This is a genomic window from Pseudomonas sp. DY-1 (genome assembly GCF_003626975.1).
Classification (GTDB): domain Bacteria; phylum Pseudomonadota; class Gammaproteobacteria; order Pseudomonadales; family Pseudomonadaceae; genus Metapseudomonas.
In genome coordinates this window covers 2,474,598-2,491,099 of the sequence record NZ_CP032616.1, presented here as the reverse complement: position 1 = coordinate 2,491,099, position 16,502 = coordinate 2,474,598, and the positions used below count along the sequence as shown (strand labels likewise).

Sequence of the window (16,502 nt, the reverse complement as noted above, 5' to 3'; positions counted from 1 at the left end):
GCCATACCGCATGACAAACGAAACCGCCCACAACGCATTTCGTGATGAAGCCCCGTCACTACTCCCGGCGGCGCTGATCGAAAACGATGCACAGGCCCTGCAAGCCGCTCACGAGGTGGCGAGGCAGGCCAGGGAAAATGCGGCACAACGCGACCGCGACCGCCTGCTGCCCTGGCGCGAGCTGGAGCTCTTCACCCGCCTGGGACTGGGGGGCATTCGCATTCCACGCCAATACGGCGGGCCCGAGGTGTCCCACGTCACCCTGGCCGAAGTGTTCCGCATCATCTGCGCCGCCGACCCGGCCCTGGGGCAGATTCCGCAGAATCAGTTCGGCCTGCTCAACGTAGTCGAGAACGTCGGCAGCGAAGCGCAAAAGCGCAAAGTCTTCGGCGGCATCCTCGCGGGGCGCCGGCTGGCCAATGCCGGCCCCGAGCGCAATACGAAACACACCCTGGAGATCAAGGCTCGCGTCACCCGTACCGGCGAGGGCCTGAAGGTCAGCGGCGAGAAGTTCTATTCCACTGGCGCGCTGTTCGCCCATTGGGTGGCAGTCAAGGCCATCGACGACAACGGCGTCGGCGTGCTCGGCCTCGTGGAGCGCGGTGTGCCGGGATTGCGCATAGTCGATGACTGGTCCGGATTCGGCCAGCGCACCACTGCCAGCGGCACCGTGTTGCTGGACCAGGCGCCCGTCGCTGACGACCTGGTTTTCCACAACAGCCGACTGGCCGAAGTGCCGAGCATCCAGGGTGCAGTTTCGCAACTGATCCAGGCCGCCATCGACGCCGGTATCGCCGAGGCGGCCATCGACGACACCATCGCCTTCATCCGCGAACGCTCGCGGCCCTGGGTGGATGCCGGCGTCGAACGCGCCAGCGAGGAGCTCTACACCATCGCCGAGGTCGGCCGCCTGAAGACCGAGCTGAATGCTGCCAACGCCCTGCTGGAACGCGCCGGCCAGGTACTCGACGAAGTGGCCGCCGGGCCGATCGATGACGAGGCCGCCGCCCGCGCCTCCATCGCCGTGGCCGAGGCCAAGGTGCTGACGACGGAGATCAGCCTGCTCGCCAGCGAAAAGCTCTTCGAACTGGCCGGCAGCCGCGCCAGCCTCGCCGAGTTCAACCTCGATCGCCATTGGCGCAACGCCCGCGTCCACACACTGCACGACCCGGTGCGCTGGAAGGTCCAGGCCGTCGGAGCCTGGCATCTCAACGGTGCCCGGCCGGCCCGTCATTCCTGGATTTGAGGAGTTCTCCATGACATTGCCGCAACCCGCCCCGGCCTTCAGCGTCGCCATCATTCGCGACGATGCCGAGGCCATCGACGTGGCCCGCCGCATCGCCGCCGAATTCAAGCCCGGCGCCGCCGAGCGTGACCGTGACCGTCGCCTGCCCCATGAGGAACTCGACGCCTTCAGCCGCTCCGGCCTCTGGGGCATCAGCGTGCCGCGCGAATTCGGTGGCGCTGGTGTATCGCGGGTGACCCTGGCCCGGGTCATCGCCATCATCAGCGCCGCCGACGCCTCCCTCGGGCAGATCCCACAGAACCATTTCTACGCCCTGGAAGTCCTCCGCGTGAATGGCAGCAAGGCGCAGCAACGGCGCCTGTTCGCCGCAGCCCTGGCAGGCCAGCGCTTCGGTAACGCTCTGGCGGAAATCGGCACGCGCACCGCCAATGACCGCAATACCCGGCTGATCCGCGAAGGTGCGGGATACCGCATCAATGGCCGCAAGTTCTATTGCACCGGCGCCCTCTATGCCGACCGGGTGCCCACCCTGGTGGTGGCCGAGGACGGGCACCAGTACCTCGCCTTCGTGCCGCGCAACGCGCCCGGCCTGACGGTCATCGATGACTGGTCCGGCTTCGGCCAGCGCACTACCGGCAGTGGTTCGGTGGTGTTCGAGAACGTGCCGGTGCGCACCGAGGACCTGGTGTCCTTCCAGGATGCCTTCGAGCGTCCTACCACCGTCGGCCCCTTCGCGCAGATCCTGCACGCCGCCATCGACGCCGGCATCGCCCGCGCTGCCTATGAGGATGCACTGGAGTTCGTGCGTACCCGCTCGCGACCTTGGATCGACTCGGGGGTGGACAAGGCCAGCGACGATCCGCTGACCATCCAGGAATTCGGCCGCCTGGCGATCCGCCTGCATGCTGCCGAAGCGATCCTCGACCGCGCCGGCCGCCTGCTGGATGCCGCCACCACCCATCCTGACGCCGACAGCGTGGCGGCTGCGTCCATTGGCGTGGCCGAGGCCCGTGCCCTGACTACCGAGGTGTCGCTGGCTGCCGGCAGCAAGTTGTTCGAGCTGTCCGGCACGCGCGCCAGCCTGGCCGAACACAACCTCGACCGCCACTGGCGCAACGCCCGCGTGCACACGCTGCACGACCCGGTGCGCTGGAAGTACCACGCGGTGGGCAACTTCTATCTCAACGAGAAACTGCCACCGCGCCGGGGGACGATCTGATGGCGCGCAAGCAGATTCTCCTCAATGCCTTCAACATGAATTGCGTAGGGCATATCAATCACGGGCTCTGGACACACCCGCGCGACCGTTCGGCCGACTATCGCAAGCTGTCCTACTGGACCGAACTGGCGCAGTTGCTGGAGCGAGGATTGTTCGACGGCCTGTTCCTGGCGGACATCGTCGGCGTCTACGACGTCTACCAGGGCAACGTCGACCTGACCCTCAAGGAAAGCATCCAGCTTCCGGTCAACGATCCGCTGCTGCTGGTCTCGGCCATGGCGGGCGTGACCCGCCACCTCGGCTTCGGCCTGACCGCGAACCTCAGCTACGACGCGCCGTACCTGTTCGCCCGGCGCATGTCGACGCTGGACCACCTCACGGATGGCCGGGTGGGCTGGAACATCGTCACCGGCTACCTGGAGAGCGCCGCCCGAGCCATGGGACTGACGCAGCAGGTGGAGCACGACCGCCGCTATGACCAGGCCGACGAGTACCTGGAGGTCCTCTACAAGCTCTGGCAAGGCAGCTGGGAAGAGGGCGCCGTGCTGAATGACCGGCAGCGGCGCATCTACGCCCAGGCGGACAAGGTGCACAAGGTTCGTCACGAAGGTGAGTTTTTCAACGTCGAGGGCTATCACCTCTGCGAACCCTCGCCGCAACGCACGCCGGTGCTGTTCCAGGCGGGTGCCTCGGCTCGCGGGCTGCGTTTTGCCGGTGAGCATGCCGAGTGCGTGTTCATCAGCGGCAACAGCAAGGCCGCCACCCGTGCCCAGGTGGACAAGGTACGCGCGGCGGCCCAGGCCGCCGGCCGTGATCCGCAGTCGGTGAAGGTGTTCATGGGCATCAGCGTGATAGTCGCCGCGACGGAAGCCGAGGCACGCGCCAAGCATGCCGAGTACCTGGCCCATGCCAGCGCCGAGGCGGGTGTGGCGCACTTCGCCAGCTCCACGGGCATCGACTTCTCCCGCTTCGGGCTGGATGAGCCGATCCCCTACGTGAAGACCAACGCCATCGAGTCGGCCGCCAGCAAGCTCAAGGACAACAGCCTGACGCGCCGCCAGTTGCTGGAGCAGCACGCCTTGGGCGGGCGCTACATCCTGCTAGTGGGCTCGCCCACACAAGTGGCCGATGAACTGCTCAGTTGGGTGGACGAGACCGGCCTCGACGGTTTCAACCTCACCCGCATCGTCACCCCGGAAAGCTACGCCGACTTCATCGATCTTGTTGTGCCGGAGCTTCAGGCACGCGGCGCCTACAAGACGGCGTATGCCGAAGGCACGTTGCGCCAGAAGTTGTTTGGTGCGGGTGACCGGCTGCCGGCTGACCACCGCGGCGCCGCCTTTTCTGTGGGAGCGAACTCATTCGCGAATCGGTCCCTAGGGCTGACCCCGAATTCCCAGGGAAAGGCTGCGCCTTCCTTCGCGAATGAATTCGCTCCTACACACTGAATTCCACTGTCCAAGGACTACAGACATGCCCAAACACCTCCTCAAGACCCTCACCCTCGGCCTGCTGATGGCCTCCGGTATCGCCCATGCCGCCGACTCCAAGACACTCAAGGTCGGCACCACCGCCGCCTTCGCCCCGCCGCTGGAAGTGGCGGTGGAAGAGGCCGCGAAGAAAGGCCTGAAAGTGGAGCTGGTGGAGTTCACCGACTGGAACTCGCCGAACATCACCCTCGCCGCGGGCGACATCGACGTGAACTACTTCCAACACACGCCGTTCCTGGAAAACGCCAGGAAGGAGGGCGGCTTCCAGCTCAAGACCTTCGCGCCCGGCGTGATCAACAACGTCGGCCTCTACTCGAAGAAGTACGCGGGCCTAGCTGACCTGCCGGAAGGAGCCAAGGTGGCCATCGCCAACGACCCCATCAACGGCGGTCGTGGCCTGCAACTGCTGCAGAAGGCCGGGCTGCTGAAACTCAAGGAAGGCGTGGGCTACAAGGCGACGCTGGACGACATTGTCGAGAACCCGAAGAAGATCGACATCATCGAACTGGAAGCCGTGCAGTTGGTGCGAGCCCTGGATGACGTCGACCTGGCCCAGGGCTACCCGCACTACATCCGACTTGCCGGCACCATCGATCCCAACAGTGCGCTGCTGTTCGACGGCATCGAAAACAAGGAATACATCATCCAGTTCGTCACCCGGGCCGACTACCAGGACGACGGCCGCCTGGGCGAGTTCGTGGACATCTACCAGCACTCGCCCCAGGTGCGCGCTGCACTGGATAAGGCACACGGCAAGCTCTACCAACCGGGCTGGGAATGAGGCACGGGAACGTCCCCGGAGGCGCCATGCGGCGTTGCGAGAACCGCGAAATCCAATCACATGGATGAACCATGCTCATGAATTTCGCGAACCTCGCGCCTTGCCTGGCACCACCGGGATCGCTCCTGGAGTCCGAGGATGAATCCTTGTAGGGGCGAACTCATTCGCGAATGGAGCGCGAAGCGCTACCGGGCAAGCCCTGATCGCGAATGAATTCGCTCCTACGGAAAGACAGCAGCATCACGAGAGGCCCTATATGGTCAGTTTCAATCTCAACATCAGCCTGGACCTGCCGCATATCCGCCTGCAGGGGTTGGGCAAGGCCTATCAGGGCAGCAAGGGGCCGGTGCAGGCGTTGCAGGGCATCGACCTGGAGATCCGTCGGGGTGAAGTGTTCGGCATCATCGGCCGCAGCGGCGCGGGCAAGTCGTCGTTGATCCGCACCCTCAACCGCCTGGAAAAGCCCACCAGCGGCCAGGTGGTGATCGACCAGGAAGACATCGGCCAGTTCGACGAGAAGCAGCTCGTGCTGCTGCGCCGTCGGGTCGGCATGATCTTCCAGCACTTCAACCTGATGTCGGCCAAGACTGTCTGGCAGAACGTCGCGCTGCCGCTGAAAGTTGCCGGCGTGCCCAAGGCCGATATCGAGCGCAAGGTCAGCGAACTGCTGGAGCTGGTAGGGCTCGCGGACAAGCGCGATGCCTATCCGGCGCAACTCTCCGGGGGGCAGAAGCAGCGCGTTGGCATCGCCCGTGCCCTGGTGCATCAGCCGGAGATCCTGCTTTGCGACGAAGCCACTTCGGCGCTGGACCCGGAAAGCACCCAGGCCATCCTGGCCCTGCTGCGAGATATCAACCAGCGGCTGGGGCTGACCATCGTACTGATCACCCACGAGATGGCGGTGATCCGCGAGATCTGTGACCGCGTGGTGGTGCTGGAGCGCGGCCAGGTGGTGGAGCAGGGCGAGGTCTGGCGGGTGTTCGGTGACCCGCAGCACGATGTCACTCGCACCCTGCTGGGCACCCTGCGTCACGATTTGCCGGACGACTTGCTGGCGCGGCTGGTCAACCAGCCTGGTGATGGCGCGAACGCGCTGCTGCTGGACCTGCACTACACCGGCGCCAGTGGCCGTGAGCCGGACCTGCTGGCCATCGCCCAGGCCCTCGGCACGCGTGTGAGCCTGGTGCACGGCGGTATCGACCGCATCCAGGGGCGCGCCCAGGGCCATCTGCTGCTCAGTGCGGCGCTGGCGGGGCAGGGTGGGCTGGATCTGCTGGAGCGGGCGCGGCCCCTGGCGGACAAGGCGGAGGTGCTCGGCTATGTCGCCCATGCTTGACCGGCTGCTACAGGGCTTCCTCGACACCCTGCTGATGATCGGTGCTTCGTCGCTGGTCGTGTTCCTGGTGGGAATACCGCTAGCCCTGGTGCTGGTCACCACAGGTCCCGGCGGTATCTTCGAAGCCCGCACGCTGAACCGTGCGCTGGGCAGTGTGGTGAACGTGCTGCGTTCGATCCCGTTCCTGATCCTGATGGTGGCGCTGATTCCCTTCACCCGCCTGATCGTCGGCACCAGCTATGGCGTCTGGGCTGCCGTGGTGCCGCTGACCATCGCCGCTACGCCGTTCTTCGCACGCATTGCCGAAGTCAGCCTGCGCGAGGTCGATTTCGGCCTGGTGGAGGCGGCCCAGGCGATGGGTTGCCAACGGCGCCACATCATCTGGAACGTGCTGCTGCCGGAAGCGCGGTCGGGCATCGTTGGTGGCTTCACCATCACCCTGGTGACCATGATCAACTCATCCGCCATGGCGGGTGCCATCGGCGCGGGCGGTCTCGGCGACCTGGCCTACCGCTACGGCTACCAGCGTTTCGATACGCAGATCATGTTGACCGTGATCATTCTGCTGGTGGTGCTGGTGACGATGATCCAGTTCGGCGGGGACCGCCTGGCGCGGTTGCTGAACAAGCGTACTTAGCGCGCCGCAGCCGACTGTTCGCGAATGAACTCGCTCCCAAAGGGAAGTGCCCGGATTGGCCTGGGCGCGGGCGGCTCCCTCTCCCTCTGGGAGAGGGTAGGGGTGAGGGATGGTGGATACCCACAAATGAAAAGCCCGGCATTTGCCGGGCTTTTTGTATGCAGGTAGGTGCGATCAGCTGATGCGCTGGGCTTGAGGCACGCGGTCGGCGCCACCTTCGGCAACGCGCAGGGCGTTGGTGCGGTCGGAGCCGCCTTCAGCTACGCGGAAGCCATGGGTGCGATCCGAACCACCTTCAGCGATGCGGTTGGCGCCGGTGCGGTCGGAACCCCCCTCGGCCACCGGTTCGATGATCTGGATGCTGGAGCTGTCCTTCGATTCACCCAGTACCGGCTGATAAGCGGCAGGCAGGGCGAAAGCGCTGGTGCTCAGGGCGGCGATGAACAGGACGGCGAAGGCTTGGGTTTTCATGATCGTGGGCTCCTCAACGGGGCTGGAAACCGGGTACGGAGCCAATTTTACGGATGGGGCATTGATTAAAAAGTGATCACTCTCGATAGGGGCCATCGACACTGTTGATAGTGTGTGAGGGGCTTTTTAATCAGAGGGGTAAACAAGCTAGCGGGAATTTTGCGAATGAATTCGCTCCGGGGGGGGGCGAATTACCCCTCTCCCTTTCAGGAAGAGGGGCTTGTGGGGGTCAATCCATCACGTCCTGCAGCACTTCATAGATGATCCCTGTGGCCACTGCGACCAGGATCAGGTCGGTGCCGGCGCGGACCCAGTCGTAGCCCTCGTAGTGCGGTAGACGGCTCACCAGTCGGCCGTCGAGTTTCTTGGCGATCCCCGGAGGTAGCGGCTTGCCGCGCGCCAGGTTCTTCTGGATGCCCGGAGGCAAGGCTTGGGTTGGGCCCCAGTAGTCGCGGTTGTCGTCGAGGATGATGCGGATGCCGCCGATATCCACCTGCGGGCCGCCGGACCAGTTGTTGCCTTGGGAACTGGACTGGCCCTTGTCGTGCCCCTTGCCTTTACCCGGGTCCGCGAGCAGGGCCGGTGAGCTGGTGATTAGGGCGATACTGGCAAGGGTGGCGATCAGGGTGCGGGTTCTGGTCATTTCCGTGGCCTCCATGAAGGGCTTTTCCCTTTGCTGATTGACTGCGAATGCAGGGATGAGTGCCGCAACTATTGCAGAAATTCCGCTGCTGCGAGCAGGCCGAAACATGAACCGGTTCAAAGCCCGGAAACCTGGCTGTGAAGGGGACCTCCACTCGTCGTCCGGAGTTGAACCGGCGCATGGTCCCGGAGTCTCACCACATATCGTGAAGAAGCCTGTGGAGGCTCCAAATTGATCAATAAGAAGACCCTGTTGGCCGCGGCCACCTGTGCGATGGTCCTTGCGGCGAGTACCGTGCTGCCAAGCGGCGTATCCCTGGTCGACTCCGCCTATGCCCGCGGCAATGGTGGCGGGAACGGCGGCGGCAATGGTGGTGGTAACGGTGGCGGTCATGGCGGTGGCCATGGCGGCGGCTTCGGTGGCGGCGTTGGTGGCGGTCATGCCGGTAGCCACGACGGCAAGGGCCACGGCTACGGCAAGAGCGCCGATCATGCAGGCAAGGCGACCCGCAATGGCGAGGACAAGGGCAACCGCTACGGCAGCCTGCGCAACGATGACAATGGCCATGGCTATGCAACGTCCGCTGTTGCCCGCGACAAGGACAGCCGCGGCCTGGCCAACGCCCGCGCCGTGTCCGAGACCACGCCGGGCGACCACAACGCCCGCGGCCGTGATCGGGCTGAAGCGTCTTCGAGCAAGAACGACGGCAAGAGCCATCGCTAAACATGAAAGGGGCAACCAATCGGTTGCCCCTTTTTCATCTCAACGTGCCGCCAGCAATACCCCACGGCATTCGCCGAAGCCGATACTGGGGTAGCCCTCCCGCTGGCAACGGGCACGCAGAATCACTTCATCCCCGTCTTCCAGGAAGGTGCGCTGTTCGCCGTTGGGCAGGCTGATGGCCTGTTTGCCGCCGAAGGTGCTCTCCAGCAGGCTGCCGAAGGCCTCGGGTTGCGGACCGGAGAGCGTGCCGGAGCCGAACAGATCGCCGGCTTGCAGCTTGCAGCCGCCTACGCTGTGGTGGGCGACCATCTGCGCCACGGTCCAGTACATGTTCTGGGTGTTGCTCAGCGCCAGTCGGTGAGGCGCCAGGCCCTGCTCGCGCATGGCTGCGGTGAGGATCAGCACTTCCAGCTCGATATCGAACGCGCCCTTGGCCTGGTCCGCTTCGTCCAGCAGGTAGGGCAACGGTTGCGGATCACCTTCCGGCCGCCCCGGCTGGGCTGTGCGGAAGGGCTCCAGGGCTTCAGCTGTGACTACCCACGGCGACACTGTGGTGCCGAAGTTCTTCGCCAGGAAGGGGCCGAGCGGCTGGTATTCCCAGGCCTGCACGTCACGGGCAGACCAGTCGTTGAGCAGGCAGTAGCCGGCGATGTGCTGCTGGGCATCGGCGATGGCGATGGACTCGCCCATCTCGTTGCCCTGGCCGATCCAGATGCCCAGTTCCAGTTCGTAGTCCAGGCGCTTGCTGGGGCCAAAGCTCGGTACTTCCTGGCCCGGCGGCATGGTCTGGCCGACAGGGCGGCGCACCGGGGTACCGGAGACGCACACCGTGGATGCACGGCCGTGGTAGCCGATGGGCACGTACTTGTAGTTGGGCAGCAGCGGGTTGTCCGGGCGGAACAGGCGGCCGACGTTGTTGGCGTGGTGGATGCCCACGTAGAAGTCGGTGTAGTCGCCAACCCTGGCCGGCAGGTGCAGCTGGCACGTGGCGGCGGACGGCAGCAACGCCTGGCCCATGGCTTCCAGGCGCTCGCGGGCACTGCTGCCTTCGGCCAGCAGGTCTTGCAGCTGGGTGCGCAGGGCGCGGCGGGCGGAGGCCCCGAGGGCGAAGAAGGCATTGAGGCTGTCACCGCTGGCGGAGAGCGCGGCTTCAGCCGCTTCACCACTGAACAGGCCGGCATCAGCGGCGACCTTGAGGTCGAAGATGGCGTCGCCGATGGCCACGCCAGCGCGCGGCGAGGCGCCAGCCGGGCTGAAGATACCGAGCGGCAGGTTCTGCAGCGGGAAGTCCGGGTGGCCGTTGGCGGAGGCGATCCAGCTACGGCGGTTGTCTGCTTGGGTCATATCAAATCCTGCCCTTGTCGAAAGTCTTGGCCATGCCGGCCCAGCATGCATCGTAGTCGCTCTGCAATTGCGGGCATTCCAGCGCGTACTGGCTGGGGCGCAGCACGCGGCTGGTCTCGAACATGAAGGCCATGGTGTTGTCGATCTTGTGCGGTTTCAGATCCGCGGCGATGGCACCGGTGGTAGTGGCGTTGTCCGGGCCGTGGGCGCTCATGCAGTTGTGCAGGGAGGCACCGCCTGGGGAGAAGCCTTCGGCTTTCGCGTCGTAGGCGCCCTGGATCAGGCCCATGAATTCGTTCATCAGGTTGCGGTGGAACCACGGCGGACGGAAGGTCTTCTCGGCCACCATCCAGCGCGGCGGGAAGATCACGAAGTCGATGTTGGCCTGGCCGTGGGTGTCACTGGGCGAGGTGAGCACGGTGAAAATCGATGGGTCCGGATGGTCGTAACTCACGGTACCGATGGTGTTGAAGCGGCGCAGGTCGTACTTGTAGGGCACGTTGTTGCCGTGCCAGGCGACCACATCCAGGGGCGAGTGGTCGAGCTCGGTGGCCCAGAGTTCGCCGAGGAACTTCTGCACCAGGGTGACCGGCGTGTCGCTGTCTTCGTAGTGGGCCACCGGGGCGAGGAAGTCGCGCGGGTTGGCCAGGCCGTTGCTGCCGATAGGGCCGAGATCCGGCAAGCGCATCGCAGCGCCGTGGTTCTCGCTGATATAGCCACGGGCGGTGGCATCCAGCAGTTCGACACGGAACTTCATGCCACGCGGGATTACCGCGATTTCCAGCGGCTCCACGTCCAGCAGGCCCAGCTCGGTGGCGATGCGCAGTCGGCCTTGTTCCGGAACGATCAGCAGCTCGCCATCGGCATTGAAGAACACCCGTTGCATCGAGATGTTGGCGCAGTACAGGTGCACGCTGATGCCCGATGCCTGTTCGGCATCGGCGGTGGCTGCAATGGTCAGCAGGCCGTCGATGAAGTCGGTGGGAACGGCGGGGATGTCCTGCGGATTCCAGCGCAGGCGATTGGGCGTCACCGGACCCAGGCGGTTGCCAGCGATCTGGCGCTCCAGGCGCTGGTACTTCGGATGATTGGCCGAGGGCTTGATGCGGTACATCCAGGTCCGCCGGGCTTCGCTGCGCGGAACGGTAAAGGCGGTTCCGGAAAGCAGTTCGGCATAAAGGCCGTAGGGCACTTTCTGCGGGGAGTTCTGGCCAACGGGCAGGGCGCCAGGCAGCGCTTCGCTGCTGAATTCGTTATCGAAACCGGATTGGTAAGTGAGCTGCGTGGGGGAGACCATGGCGACCTCGACGTTTTTTGTAATTTGATTACGCATAACGTAATTTGAAAGGCAAAAGGGGTCAAGCTATAACAGCGCCCTCCACTCCGACCAAGGCCAGGACATGACGAACGACAACGACAGCGCAGGCGCACCGCGCCGGCAGAAGGTGCAGGCTGCGGAAGTGGGCACCGACATCCTCAAGGGGCTGGCGGAGCTGGCGCCGGCCACCTCGCTGTCGAAACTGGCCGAACACGTCGGGATGCCGGCGAGCAAGGTCCATCGTTACCTGCAAGCGCTGATCGCCAGCGGTTTCGCCGAGCAGGACGCCACCACCAACCACTATGGCCTTGGCCGCGAAGCGCTGCTGGTTGGGCTGGCCGCCATCGGACGGCTGGATGTGGTGAAAGTCTCGATGCCACATCTGGTGGAGTTGCGCGATGCGCTCAACGAAACCTGCTTCCTCGCCGTGTGGGGCAACAAGGGGCCGACCGTGGTCCACGTCGAACAGGCTTTGCGCGCGGTGACCCTGGTCACCCAGGTGGGCTCGGTGCTGCCATTGCTGGGCTCGTCCACCGGCATGGTGTTCAACACCTATCTGCCGGAAGGTGAAACAGCCTTCCTGCGTGACGAGGAAATGTCCCAGCCGGGCGCGCCCGGCAGCGCTGAATTGCAGGAGCAGATGGCACAGATCCGCGCCACCGGGATGCATCCGGTGCACGGTCTGCTGATGCCAGGGGTCAACGCGCTGTCGGCGCCGCTGTTCGCCACCGGCAACAAGCTGGCGGGCGTGATCACCGTGGTCGGCGCCGCCAGCGTGTTCCGTGCCGACACCCAGGGCTCGGCCGCCGAACGACTGCACCAGGCGGCAGAGGCCATCAGCCGGCGCATGGGTGGCCAGCAGCCGGAGTAGGGCGGTTCATTGGAGCGGCTGTAGGAGCGAGCTTGCTCGCGAATGATTCTTCGCGGACCCTTCGCGAGCAAGAACCAGGCGTCCCCTTCGCTCCTACGCGTTCTGTGTCGCTTGGCTCAGCAGACCTTGGCGATGGCTGCGGCCAGGTCGGCGATGCGGCTGAAGTCCAGCCCGGCGACGTTGGCCCGTCCGGTGCTCACCATGTACACGCTGAACTCCGCACGCAGACGTGCCACCTGCTCAGGCGAGAGACCGGTGTAGGAGAACATGCCGCGTTGCTCGCCGATGTGCGCGAAGCGTTCTGCGAGGCCATAAGGCTGCAGGGCTTCCACCAGCCCGCGACGCAGGTCGGCAACGCGCGAGCGCATGGCTTCCAGTTCCGTCACCCACTGTGCCTTTAGGGCAGCGTCACCAAGGATGGTGGCGACCACCGCGGCGCCATGGGCGGGCGGGGTGGACCAGAGGTTGCGGGCGAGGAAGGCCAGCTGGCTGCGTACGTCGGTCAGCTTTTCTGCATCGGTGGCGCAGACGATCAGCGCACCGGTGCGTTCGCGGTAGAGACCGAAATTCTTCGAGCAGGAACTGGTGACCAGCAGTTCCGGCAGCGCCTCGGCGAACAGGCGCACGGCCCAGGCGTCCTGCTCCAGGCCATCACCGAAGCCCTGGTAGGCGAAGTCGATCAGCGGCAGCAATTCACGCGCCTTGACCACTTCCAGCACCTTGCGCCAATCGTCCTGGGCAAGGTCGAAACCGGTGGGGTTGTGGCAGCAGGCGTGCAGCAACGCCACATCGCCCTTGGGCACTTGCTCCAGGGCCGCGAGCATGGCGCTCACGTCGAGGCGATTGGCCGCATCCACGTAGGGATAGTGACGGACCGCGATACCGGCACCGGCAAAGATGGTTTCGTGGATCGGCCAGGTTGGATCGCTCAGCCATACGCCGCGACCAGGCAGGTTGCTGGCGATGAACTCCGCCGCCAGGCGCAGGGCGCCAGTGCCGCCCGGCGTCTGGGTGGCGCCGGCGCGGCCAGCGGATTCCAGCGGGTTGCCGGTGCCTAGCACCAGGTCCAGCAGCAGGCGACCGAAGGCCGCGTCACCGTGGCCACCGACGTAGGTCTTGGTGGTTTCGATATCCACCAGGCGCTGCTCAGCGAGCTTCACCGCACGGGGAATGGGCGTCAGGCCACGGGCGTCCTTGTAAACGCCCACGCCAAGGTCGAGCTTGGCCGGGTTGGGGTCCAGGCGGTAGGCATCCATCAGACCGAGGATGGGATCGCCGGGCACCCGGCCGACCTTGGCGAAGTGGCTCATTTACGGCCCTCTGCGCTCGCCGCCACCTGATCGGTACGGGCGGACATGATGAAGTCGTTGCGGTGCAGGCCCTTGGCCTCGTGGCTCCACCAGGTCACGGTGACCTTGCCCCACTCGGTCAGCAGCCCCGGGTGGTGACCTTCTTCCTCGGCAATGGCGCCGACGGCATTGGTGAAGGCCAGGGCATAGCGGAAGTTCTTGAAGCGGAATTCCTTCTCCAGCTGCATGACGCCGTCACGCACTTCGATGTTCCAGTCGGGGATCTGCTTGATCAGCTCGGCCAGTTCTTCGTCGGACACCAGCGGGGCATCGGCGCGGCAGGCTTCGCAATGGGCTTGGGACAGGGCGGTCATAGTCGTTCTCCAGCATTCGTTTGTAGGTTGGCGCAGAGCGCAGCGAAGCCCAGCGAGTGGACTTCCAGACGATGAATGTTGGGCCTTGTGGCCCAACCTACGAATAGATCAGGCGGCTTTCGGCTTCGGCGGGAACTTCGGTGCGTGCAGGCCCATGCCCATTGCCTTGTGCACCAGCGCCATGATGTCTTCGTGGGCCAGGTCGAACAGGCGCTTGAGATCCGGCAGCACGAAGTACAACGGTTGCAGGATGTCGATGCGGTAAGGGGTACGCATGCATTCCAGCGGGTCGAAAGCCTGGTGCTCGGGCTCACCCGACAGAGCGTAGACCGTCTCCTTCGGTGAGGAGAGGATGCCGCCGCCATAGATGCGTCGGCCCTGCGGGGTGTCCATCAGGCCGAACTCGATGGTCATCCAGTACAGGCGGGCGAGGTAGACGCGTTCTTCCTTGGTGGCCTTGAGGCCGAGCTTGCCGTAGGTGTGGGTGAATTCGGCGAACCAGGGGTTGGTCAGCAGCGGGCAGTGGCCAAAGATCTCGTGGAAGATGTCCGGCTCTTGCAGGTAGTCCAGTTCTTCCGGCGTGCGGATGAAGGTGGCCACCGGGAATTGCTGGCTGGCCAGCAGCTCGAAGAAGGTCTGGAAGGGGATCAGCGCCGGGACGCGGGCAACGCTCCAACCGGTGGTCGCCTGGAGCACCTTGTTGATCTCGCCCAGTTGCGGGATGCGGTCATGGGGCAGGCCGAGCTGCTCGATGCCGTCGAAATATTCCTGACATGCGCGGCCTTCGATCACTTTCAACTGGCGGGTGATCAGGGTGTTCCATACCTGATGCTCGGTTTCCGGATAGTGGATGAAACCGTTGGCATCGGGTTCGCGGGCCACGTACTGCGTCGTCTTCATTCGGCCTCCTGAGGATGGGGCTTCGTTGTTGTGTTGCCATATCGATAGCGCAGATGGGCCCGCAACGCAGCAGGCGCGCGGCCTGCATAGCCCCAGGTAGTGCGGTCAAAGCGTAAGGAAATTTTTACGGTTGCGGCGGGAACGCCAGGAATCGCCTTGTCGGAGCGACGATATGTCACATATTCTTGACGGAAAAATAGGGTCGAGAACGGATTCTTTCGTCGACTAACCAAGGAAAAGCCCGAGCCAGGGGTGCCTGATGCGTATCAAAGTCCATTGCCAGAACCGCGTGGGAATCCTGCGTGACATCCTCAACCTGCTCGTCGATTACGGCATCAACGTCAATCGCGGCGAAGTCGGTGGCGACCAGGGAAACGCGATCTACCTGCTCTGCCCGAACATGATCAACCTGCAGCTGCAATCGCTGCGACCTAAGCTGGAAGCCATTCCCGGCGTATTCGGCGTCAAGCGCGTGGGCCTGATGCCCAGCGAGCGACGTCACCTGGAGCTGAACGCGCTGCTGGGCGCGCTGGATTTCCCGGTGCTGTCCATCGACATGGGCGGCTCCATCGTCGCGGCCAATCGCGCGGCCGCCCAGTTGCTCGGCGTGCGCGTGGACGAGGTGCCGGGAATCCCGCTGGCGCGTTATGTCGAGGATTTCGACCTGCCGGAACTGGTACGCGCCAACAAGGCGCGGATCAACGGGCTGCGCATCAAGGTCAAGGGCGACACCTACCTTGCCGATATTGCGCCGCTACAGTCCGAGCATGACGAAAGCGAAGCCTTGGCCGGCGCGGTGCTGACCCTGCATCGCGCTGACCGCGTGGGTGAGCGCATCTACAACGTCCGCAAGCACGAGCTGCGTGGCTTCGACAGTATTTTCCAGAGTTCGAGAGTGATGGCTGCGGTGGTGCGTGAGGCCCGGCGCATGGCTCCGCTGGATGCGCCGCTGCTGATCGAGGGCGAGACCGGCACCGGCAAGGAACTGCTGGCGCGCGCCTGCCACCTGGCCAGCCCCCGCGGGCAGTCGCCGTTCATGGCCCTGAACTGCGCCGGTCTGCCCGAATCCATGGCTGAGACCGAGTTGTTCGGTTACGGCCCCGGTGCCTTCGAGGGTGCGCGGCCGGAGGGCAAGCTGGGCCTGCTGGAACTCACCGCCGGCGGCACGCTGTTCCTCGATGGAGTCGGCGAGATGAGCCCGCGCCTTCAGGCCAAGCTCCTGCGTTTCCTGCAGGACGGCTGCTTCCGCCGGGTGGGCAGCGATGAGGAGGTTTATCTGGATGTGCGGGTGATCTGCGCCACCCAGGTGGACCTGTCCGAGCTCTGCGCCAAGGGCGAATTCCGCCAGGACCTCTACCACCGCCTCAACGTGCTGTCGCTGCACATACCTCCGCTGCGCGAGTGCCTGGATGGCCTGCCGCCGCTGGTGGAGCACTTCCTCGATTCGGCCAGCCGGCAGATCGGCTGCAGTCTGCCGAAACTGGCGCCGCAGGTGCTGGACAAACTCGGCCACTACCACTGGCCGGGCAACGTGAGGCAGTTGGAGAACGTGCTGTTCCAGGCAGTCTCCCTGTGCGACGGCGGCACCGTTCGTCCCGAACATATTCGCCTGCCGGACTATGGCGCGCCGCAGCCGTTGGGTGATTTCTCCCTGGACGGCGGGCTGGACGTGATCATTGGCCGCTTCGAGAAGGCGGTGCTTGAACGGCTCTACGCAGAGCATCCGAGCAGCCGCCTGCTGGGCAAACGGCTCGGGGTGTCCCATACCACCATTGCCAACAAACTGAAGTTGCACGGATTGGGCAAGGAAGAGAGTTAGACCATCGTTGAATGGTCCGGGGAGATATCGGAGCGTAAAAA

At 64.6% G+C, this 16,502-nt stretch carries 16 protein-coding genes; 9 read left to right on the top strand and 7 right to left on the bottom strand.

The features are described 5' to 3' along the window. Positions 1-10 precede the first annotated feature (10 nt). From D6Z43_RS11830 to D6Z43_RS11805, 6 genes are all read left to right on the top strand, one after another. Entirely contained in the window at positions 11-1,246 is a 1,236-nt protein-coding gene (locus D6Z43_RS11830) for an SfnB family sulfur acquisition oxidoreductase (RefSeq protein WP_120652311.1), read from the top strand. A 10-nt stretch (positions 1,247-1,256) separates the two neighbouring features. Beyond that, positions 1,257-2,465: an SfnB family sulfur acquisition oxidoreductase gene (locus D6Z43_RS11825; RefSeq protein WP_120652309.1), complete on the top strand. Its 1,209-nt coding sequence runs from the start codon at positions 1,257-1,259 to the stop codon at positions 2,463-2,465. Beyond that, the gene (locus D6Z43_RS11820) at positions 2,465-3,913 is read left to right on the top strand and encodes an LLM class flavin-dependent oxidoreductase (protein ID WP_120652307.1); all 1,449 of its coding nucleotides are present in this window, start codon (positions 2,465-2,467) and stop codon (positions 3,911-3,913) included. The genes D6Z43_RS11825 and D6Z43_RS11820 overlap by 1 nt, the downstream gene beginning before the upstream one ends. A gap of 25 nt (positions 3,914-3,938) precedes the next feature. Further along, positions 3,939-4,736 (top strand): MetQ/NlpA family ABC transporter substrate-binding protein, encoded by a 798-nt coding sequence (locus tag D6Z43_RS11815; protein ID WP_120652305.1) that lies wholly within the window; start codon positions 3,939-3,941, stop codon positions 4,734-4,736. Between the two features lie 256 nt (positions 4,737-4,992). Then, entirely contained in the window at positions 4,993-6,072 is a 1,080-nt protein-coding gene (locus D6Z43_RS11810; protein WP_120652303.1) for a methionine ABC transporter ATP-binding protein, read from the top strand. Continuing rightward, positions 6,056-6,709, top strand: coding sequence for a methionine ABC transporter permease (locus D6Z43_RS11805; RefSeq protein WP_120652301.1), 654 nt, complete (start codon positions 6,056-6,058; stop codon positions 6,707-6,709). The genes D6Z43_RS11810 and D6Z43_RS11805 overlap by 17 nt, the downstream gene beginning before the upstream one ends. A gap of 174 nt (positions 6,710-6,883) precedes the next feature. Here D6Z43_RS11805 and D6Z43_RS11800 read toward each other — a convergent pair whose 3' ends face one another. After that, the gene (locus D6Z43_RS11800) at positions 6,884-7,180 is read right to left on the bottom strand and encodes a hypothetical protein (protein WP_120652298.1); all 297 of its coding nucleotides are present in this window, start codon (positions 7,178-7,180) and stop codon (positions 6,884-6,886) included. A 229-nt stretch (positions 7,181-7,409) separates the two neighbouring features. After that, positions 7,410-7,823, bottom strand: coding sequence for an anti-virulence regulator CigR family protein (locus tag D6Z43_RS11795; RefSeq protein ID WP_120652297.1), 414 nt, complete (start codon positions 7,821-7,823; stop codon positions 7,410-7,412). A gap of 231 nt (positions 7,824-8,054) precedes the next feature. Between D6Z43_RS11795 and D6Z43_RS11790 the strand changes: the two genes are divergently transcribed. Next, the gene (locus D6Z43_RS11790) at positions 8,055-8,546 is read left to right on the top strand and encodes a hypothetical protein (RefSeq protein WP_256660996.1); all 492 of its coding nucleotides are present in this window, start codon (positions 8,055-8,057) and stop codon (positions 8,544-8,546) included. A gap of 39 nt (positions 8,547-8,585) precedes the next feature. Here the strand turns inward: D6Z43_RS11790 and fahA are convergent, their stop codons facing one another. Together fahA and hmgA are read right to left on the bottom strand one after the other, a co-directional pair. After that, positions 8,586-9,890, bottom strand: coding sequence for a fumarylacetoacetase (fahA, locus tag D6Z43_RS11785; RefSeq protein WP_120652295.1), 1,305 nt, complete (start codon positions 9,888-9,890; stop codon positions 8,586-8,588). A gap of 1 nt (position 9,891) precedes the next feature. Continuing rightward, positions 9,892-11,187: a homogentisate 1,2-dioxygenase gene (gene hmgA / locus D6Z43_RS11780; protein ID WP_120652293.1), complete on the bottom strand. Its 1,296-nt coding sequence runs from the start codon at positions 11,185-11,187 to the stop codon at positions 9,892-9,894. Positions 11,188-11,290: 103 nt separating this feature from the next. On the opposite strand from hmgA, the gene D6Z43_RS11775 reads away from it, so the two are divergent. Then, positions 11,291-12,079: an IclR family transcriptional regulator gene (locus D6Z43_RS11775; RefSeq protein ID WP_120652291.1), complete on the top strand. Its 789-nt coding sequence runs from the start codon at positions 11,291-11,293 to the stop codon at positions 12,077-12,079. A 116-nt stretch (positions 12,080-12,195) separates the two neighbouring features. Here the strand turns inward: D6Z43_RS11775 and D6Z43_RS11770 are convergent, their stop codons facing one another. From D6Z43_RS11770 to phhA, 3 genes are all read right to left on the bottom strand, one after another. Then, entirely contained in the window at positions 12,196-13,389 is a 1,194-nt protein-coding gene (locus D6Z43_RS11770) for an amino acid aminotransferase (protein ID WP_120652289.1), read from the bottom strand. Next, complete coding sequence (locus D6Z43_RS11765) at positions 13,386-13,742, bottom strand: 4a-hydroxytetrahydrobiopterin dehydratase (protein ID WP_120652287.1); 357 nt, start codon at positions 13,740-13,742, stop codon at positions 13,386-13,388. Before D6Z43_RS11765 ends, D6Z43_RS11770 begins: the two co-directional genes overlap by 4 nt. Before the next feature lie 108 nt (positions 13,743-13,850). Further along, the gene (gene phhA / locus D6Z43_RS11760; RefSeq protein ID WP_120652285.1) at positions 13,851-14,642 is read right to left on the bottom strand and encodes a phenylalanine 4-monooxygenase; all 792 of its coding nucleotides are present in this window, start codon (positions 14,640-14,642) and stop codon (positions 13,851-13,853) included. A gap of 259 nt (positions 14,643-14,901) precedes the next feature. Here phhA and D6Z43_RS11755 point away from each other — a divergent pair, with 259 nt between their 5' ends. Next, a complete protein-coding gene (locus tag D6Z43_RS11755; RefSeq protein ID WP_120652283.1) occupies positions 14,902-16,461 on the top strand; it encodes a sigma-54-dependent transcriptional regulator in 1,560 nt (519 codons plus the stop codon). The last annotated feature ends 41 nt before the right edge of the window (positions 16,462-16,502 follow it).

Excerpts from the sequence above, each read along its gene's own strand:
- D6Z43_RS11800 (WP_120652298.1), bottom strand. The coding sequence starts at position 7,180 with ATGAAAACCCAAGCCTTCGCCGTCCTGTTCATCGCCGCCCTGAGCACC.
- D6Z43_RS11830 (WP_120652311.1), top strand. The coding sequence starts at position 11 with ATGACAAACGAAACCGCCCACAACGCATTTCGTGATGAAGCCCCGTCA.
- D6Z43_RS11810 (WP_120652303.1), top strand. The coding sequence starts at position 4,993 with ATGGTCAGTTTCAATCTCAACATCAGCCTGGACCTGCCGCATATCCGC.
- D6Z43_RS11755 (WP_120652283.1), top strand. The coding sequence starts at position 14,902 with ATGCGTATCAAAGTCCATTGCCAGAACCGCGTGGGAATCCTGCGTGAC.
- fahA (WP_120652295.1), bottom strand. The coding sequence starts at position 9,890 with ATGACCCAAGCAGACAACCGCCGTAGCTGGATCGCCTCCGCCAACGGC.
- D6Z43_RS11825 (WP_120652309.1), top strand. The coding sequence starts at position 1,257 with ATGACATTGCCGCAACCCGCCCCGGCCTTCAGCGTCGCCATCATTCGC.
- phhA (WP_120652285.1), bottom strand. The coding sequence starts at position 14,642 with ATGAAGACGACGCAGTACGTGGCCCGCGAACCCGATGCCAACGGTTTC.
- hmgA (WP_120652293.1), bottom strand. The coding sequence starts at position 11,187 with ATGGTCTCCCCCACGCAGCTCACTTACCAATCCGGTTTCGATAACGAA.
- D6Z43_RS11820 (WP_120652307.1), top strand. The coding sequence starts at position 2,465 with ATGGCGCGCAAGCAGATTCTCCTCAATGCCTTCAACATGAATTGCGTA.
- D6Z43_RS11795 (WP_120652297.1), bottom strand. The coding sequence starts at position 7,823 with ATGACCAGAACCCGCACCCTGATCGCCACCCTTGCCAGTATCGCCCTA.
- D6Z43_RS11805 (WP_120652301.1), top strand. The coding sequence starts at position 6,056 with ATGTCGCCCATGCTTGACCGGCTGCTACAGGGCTTCCTCGACACCCTG.
- D6Z43_RS11765 (WP_120652287.1), bottom strand. The coding sequence starts at position 13,742 with ATGACCGCCCTGTCCCAAGCCCATTGCGAAGCCTGCCGCGCCGATGCC.
- D6Z43_RS11770 (WP_120652289.1), bottom strand. The coding sequence starts at position 13,389 with ATGAGCCACTTCGCCAAGGTCGGCCGGGTGCCCGGCGATCCCATCCTC.
- D6Z43_RS11775 (WP_120652291.1), top strand. The coding sequence starts at position 11,291 with ATGACGAACGACAACGACAGCGCAGGCGCACCGCGCCGGCAGAAGGTG.
- D6Z43_RS11815 (WP_120652305.1), top strand. The coding sequence starts at position 3,939 with ATGCCCAAACACCTCCTCAAGACCCTCACCCTCGGCCTGCTGATGGCC.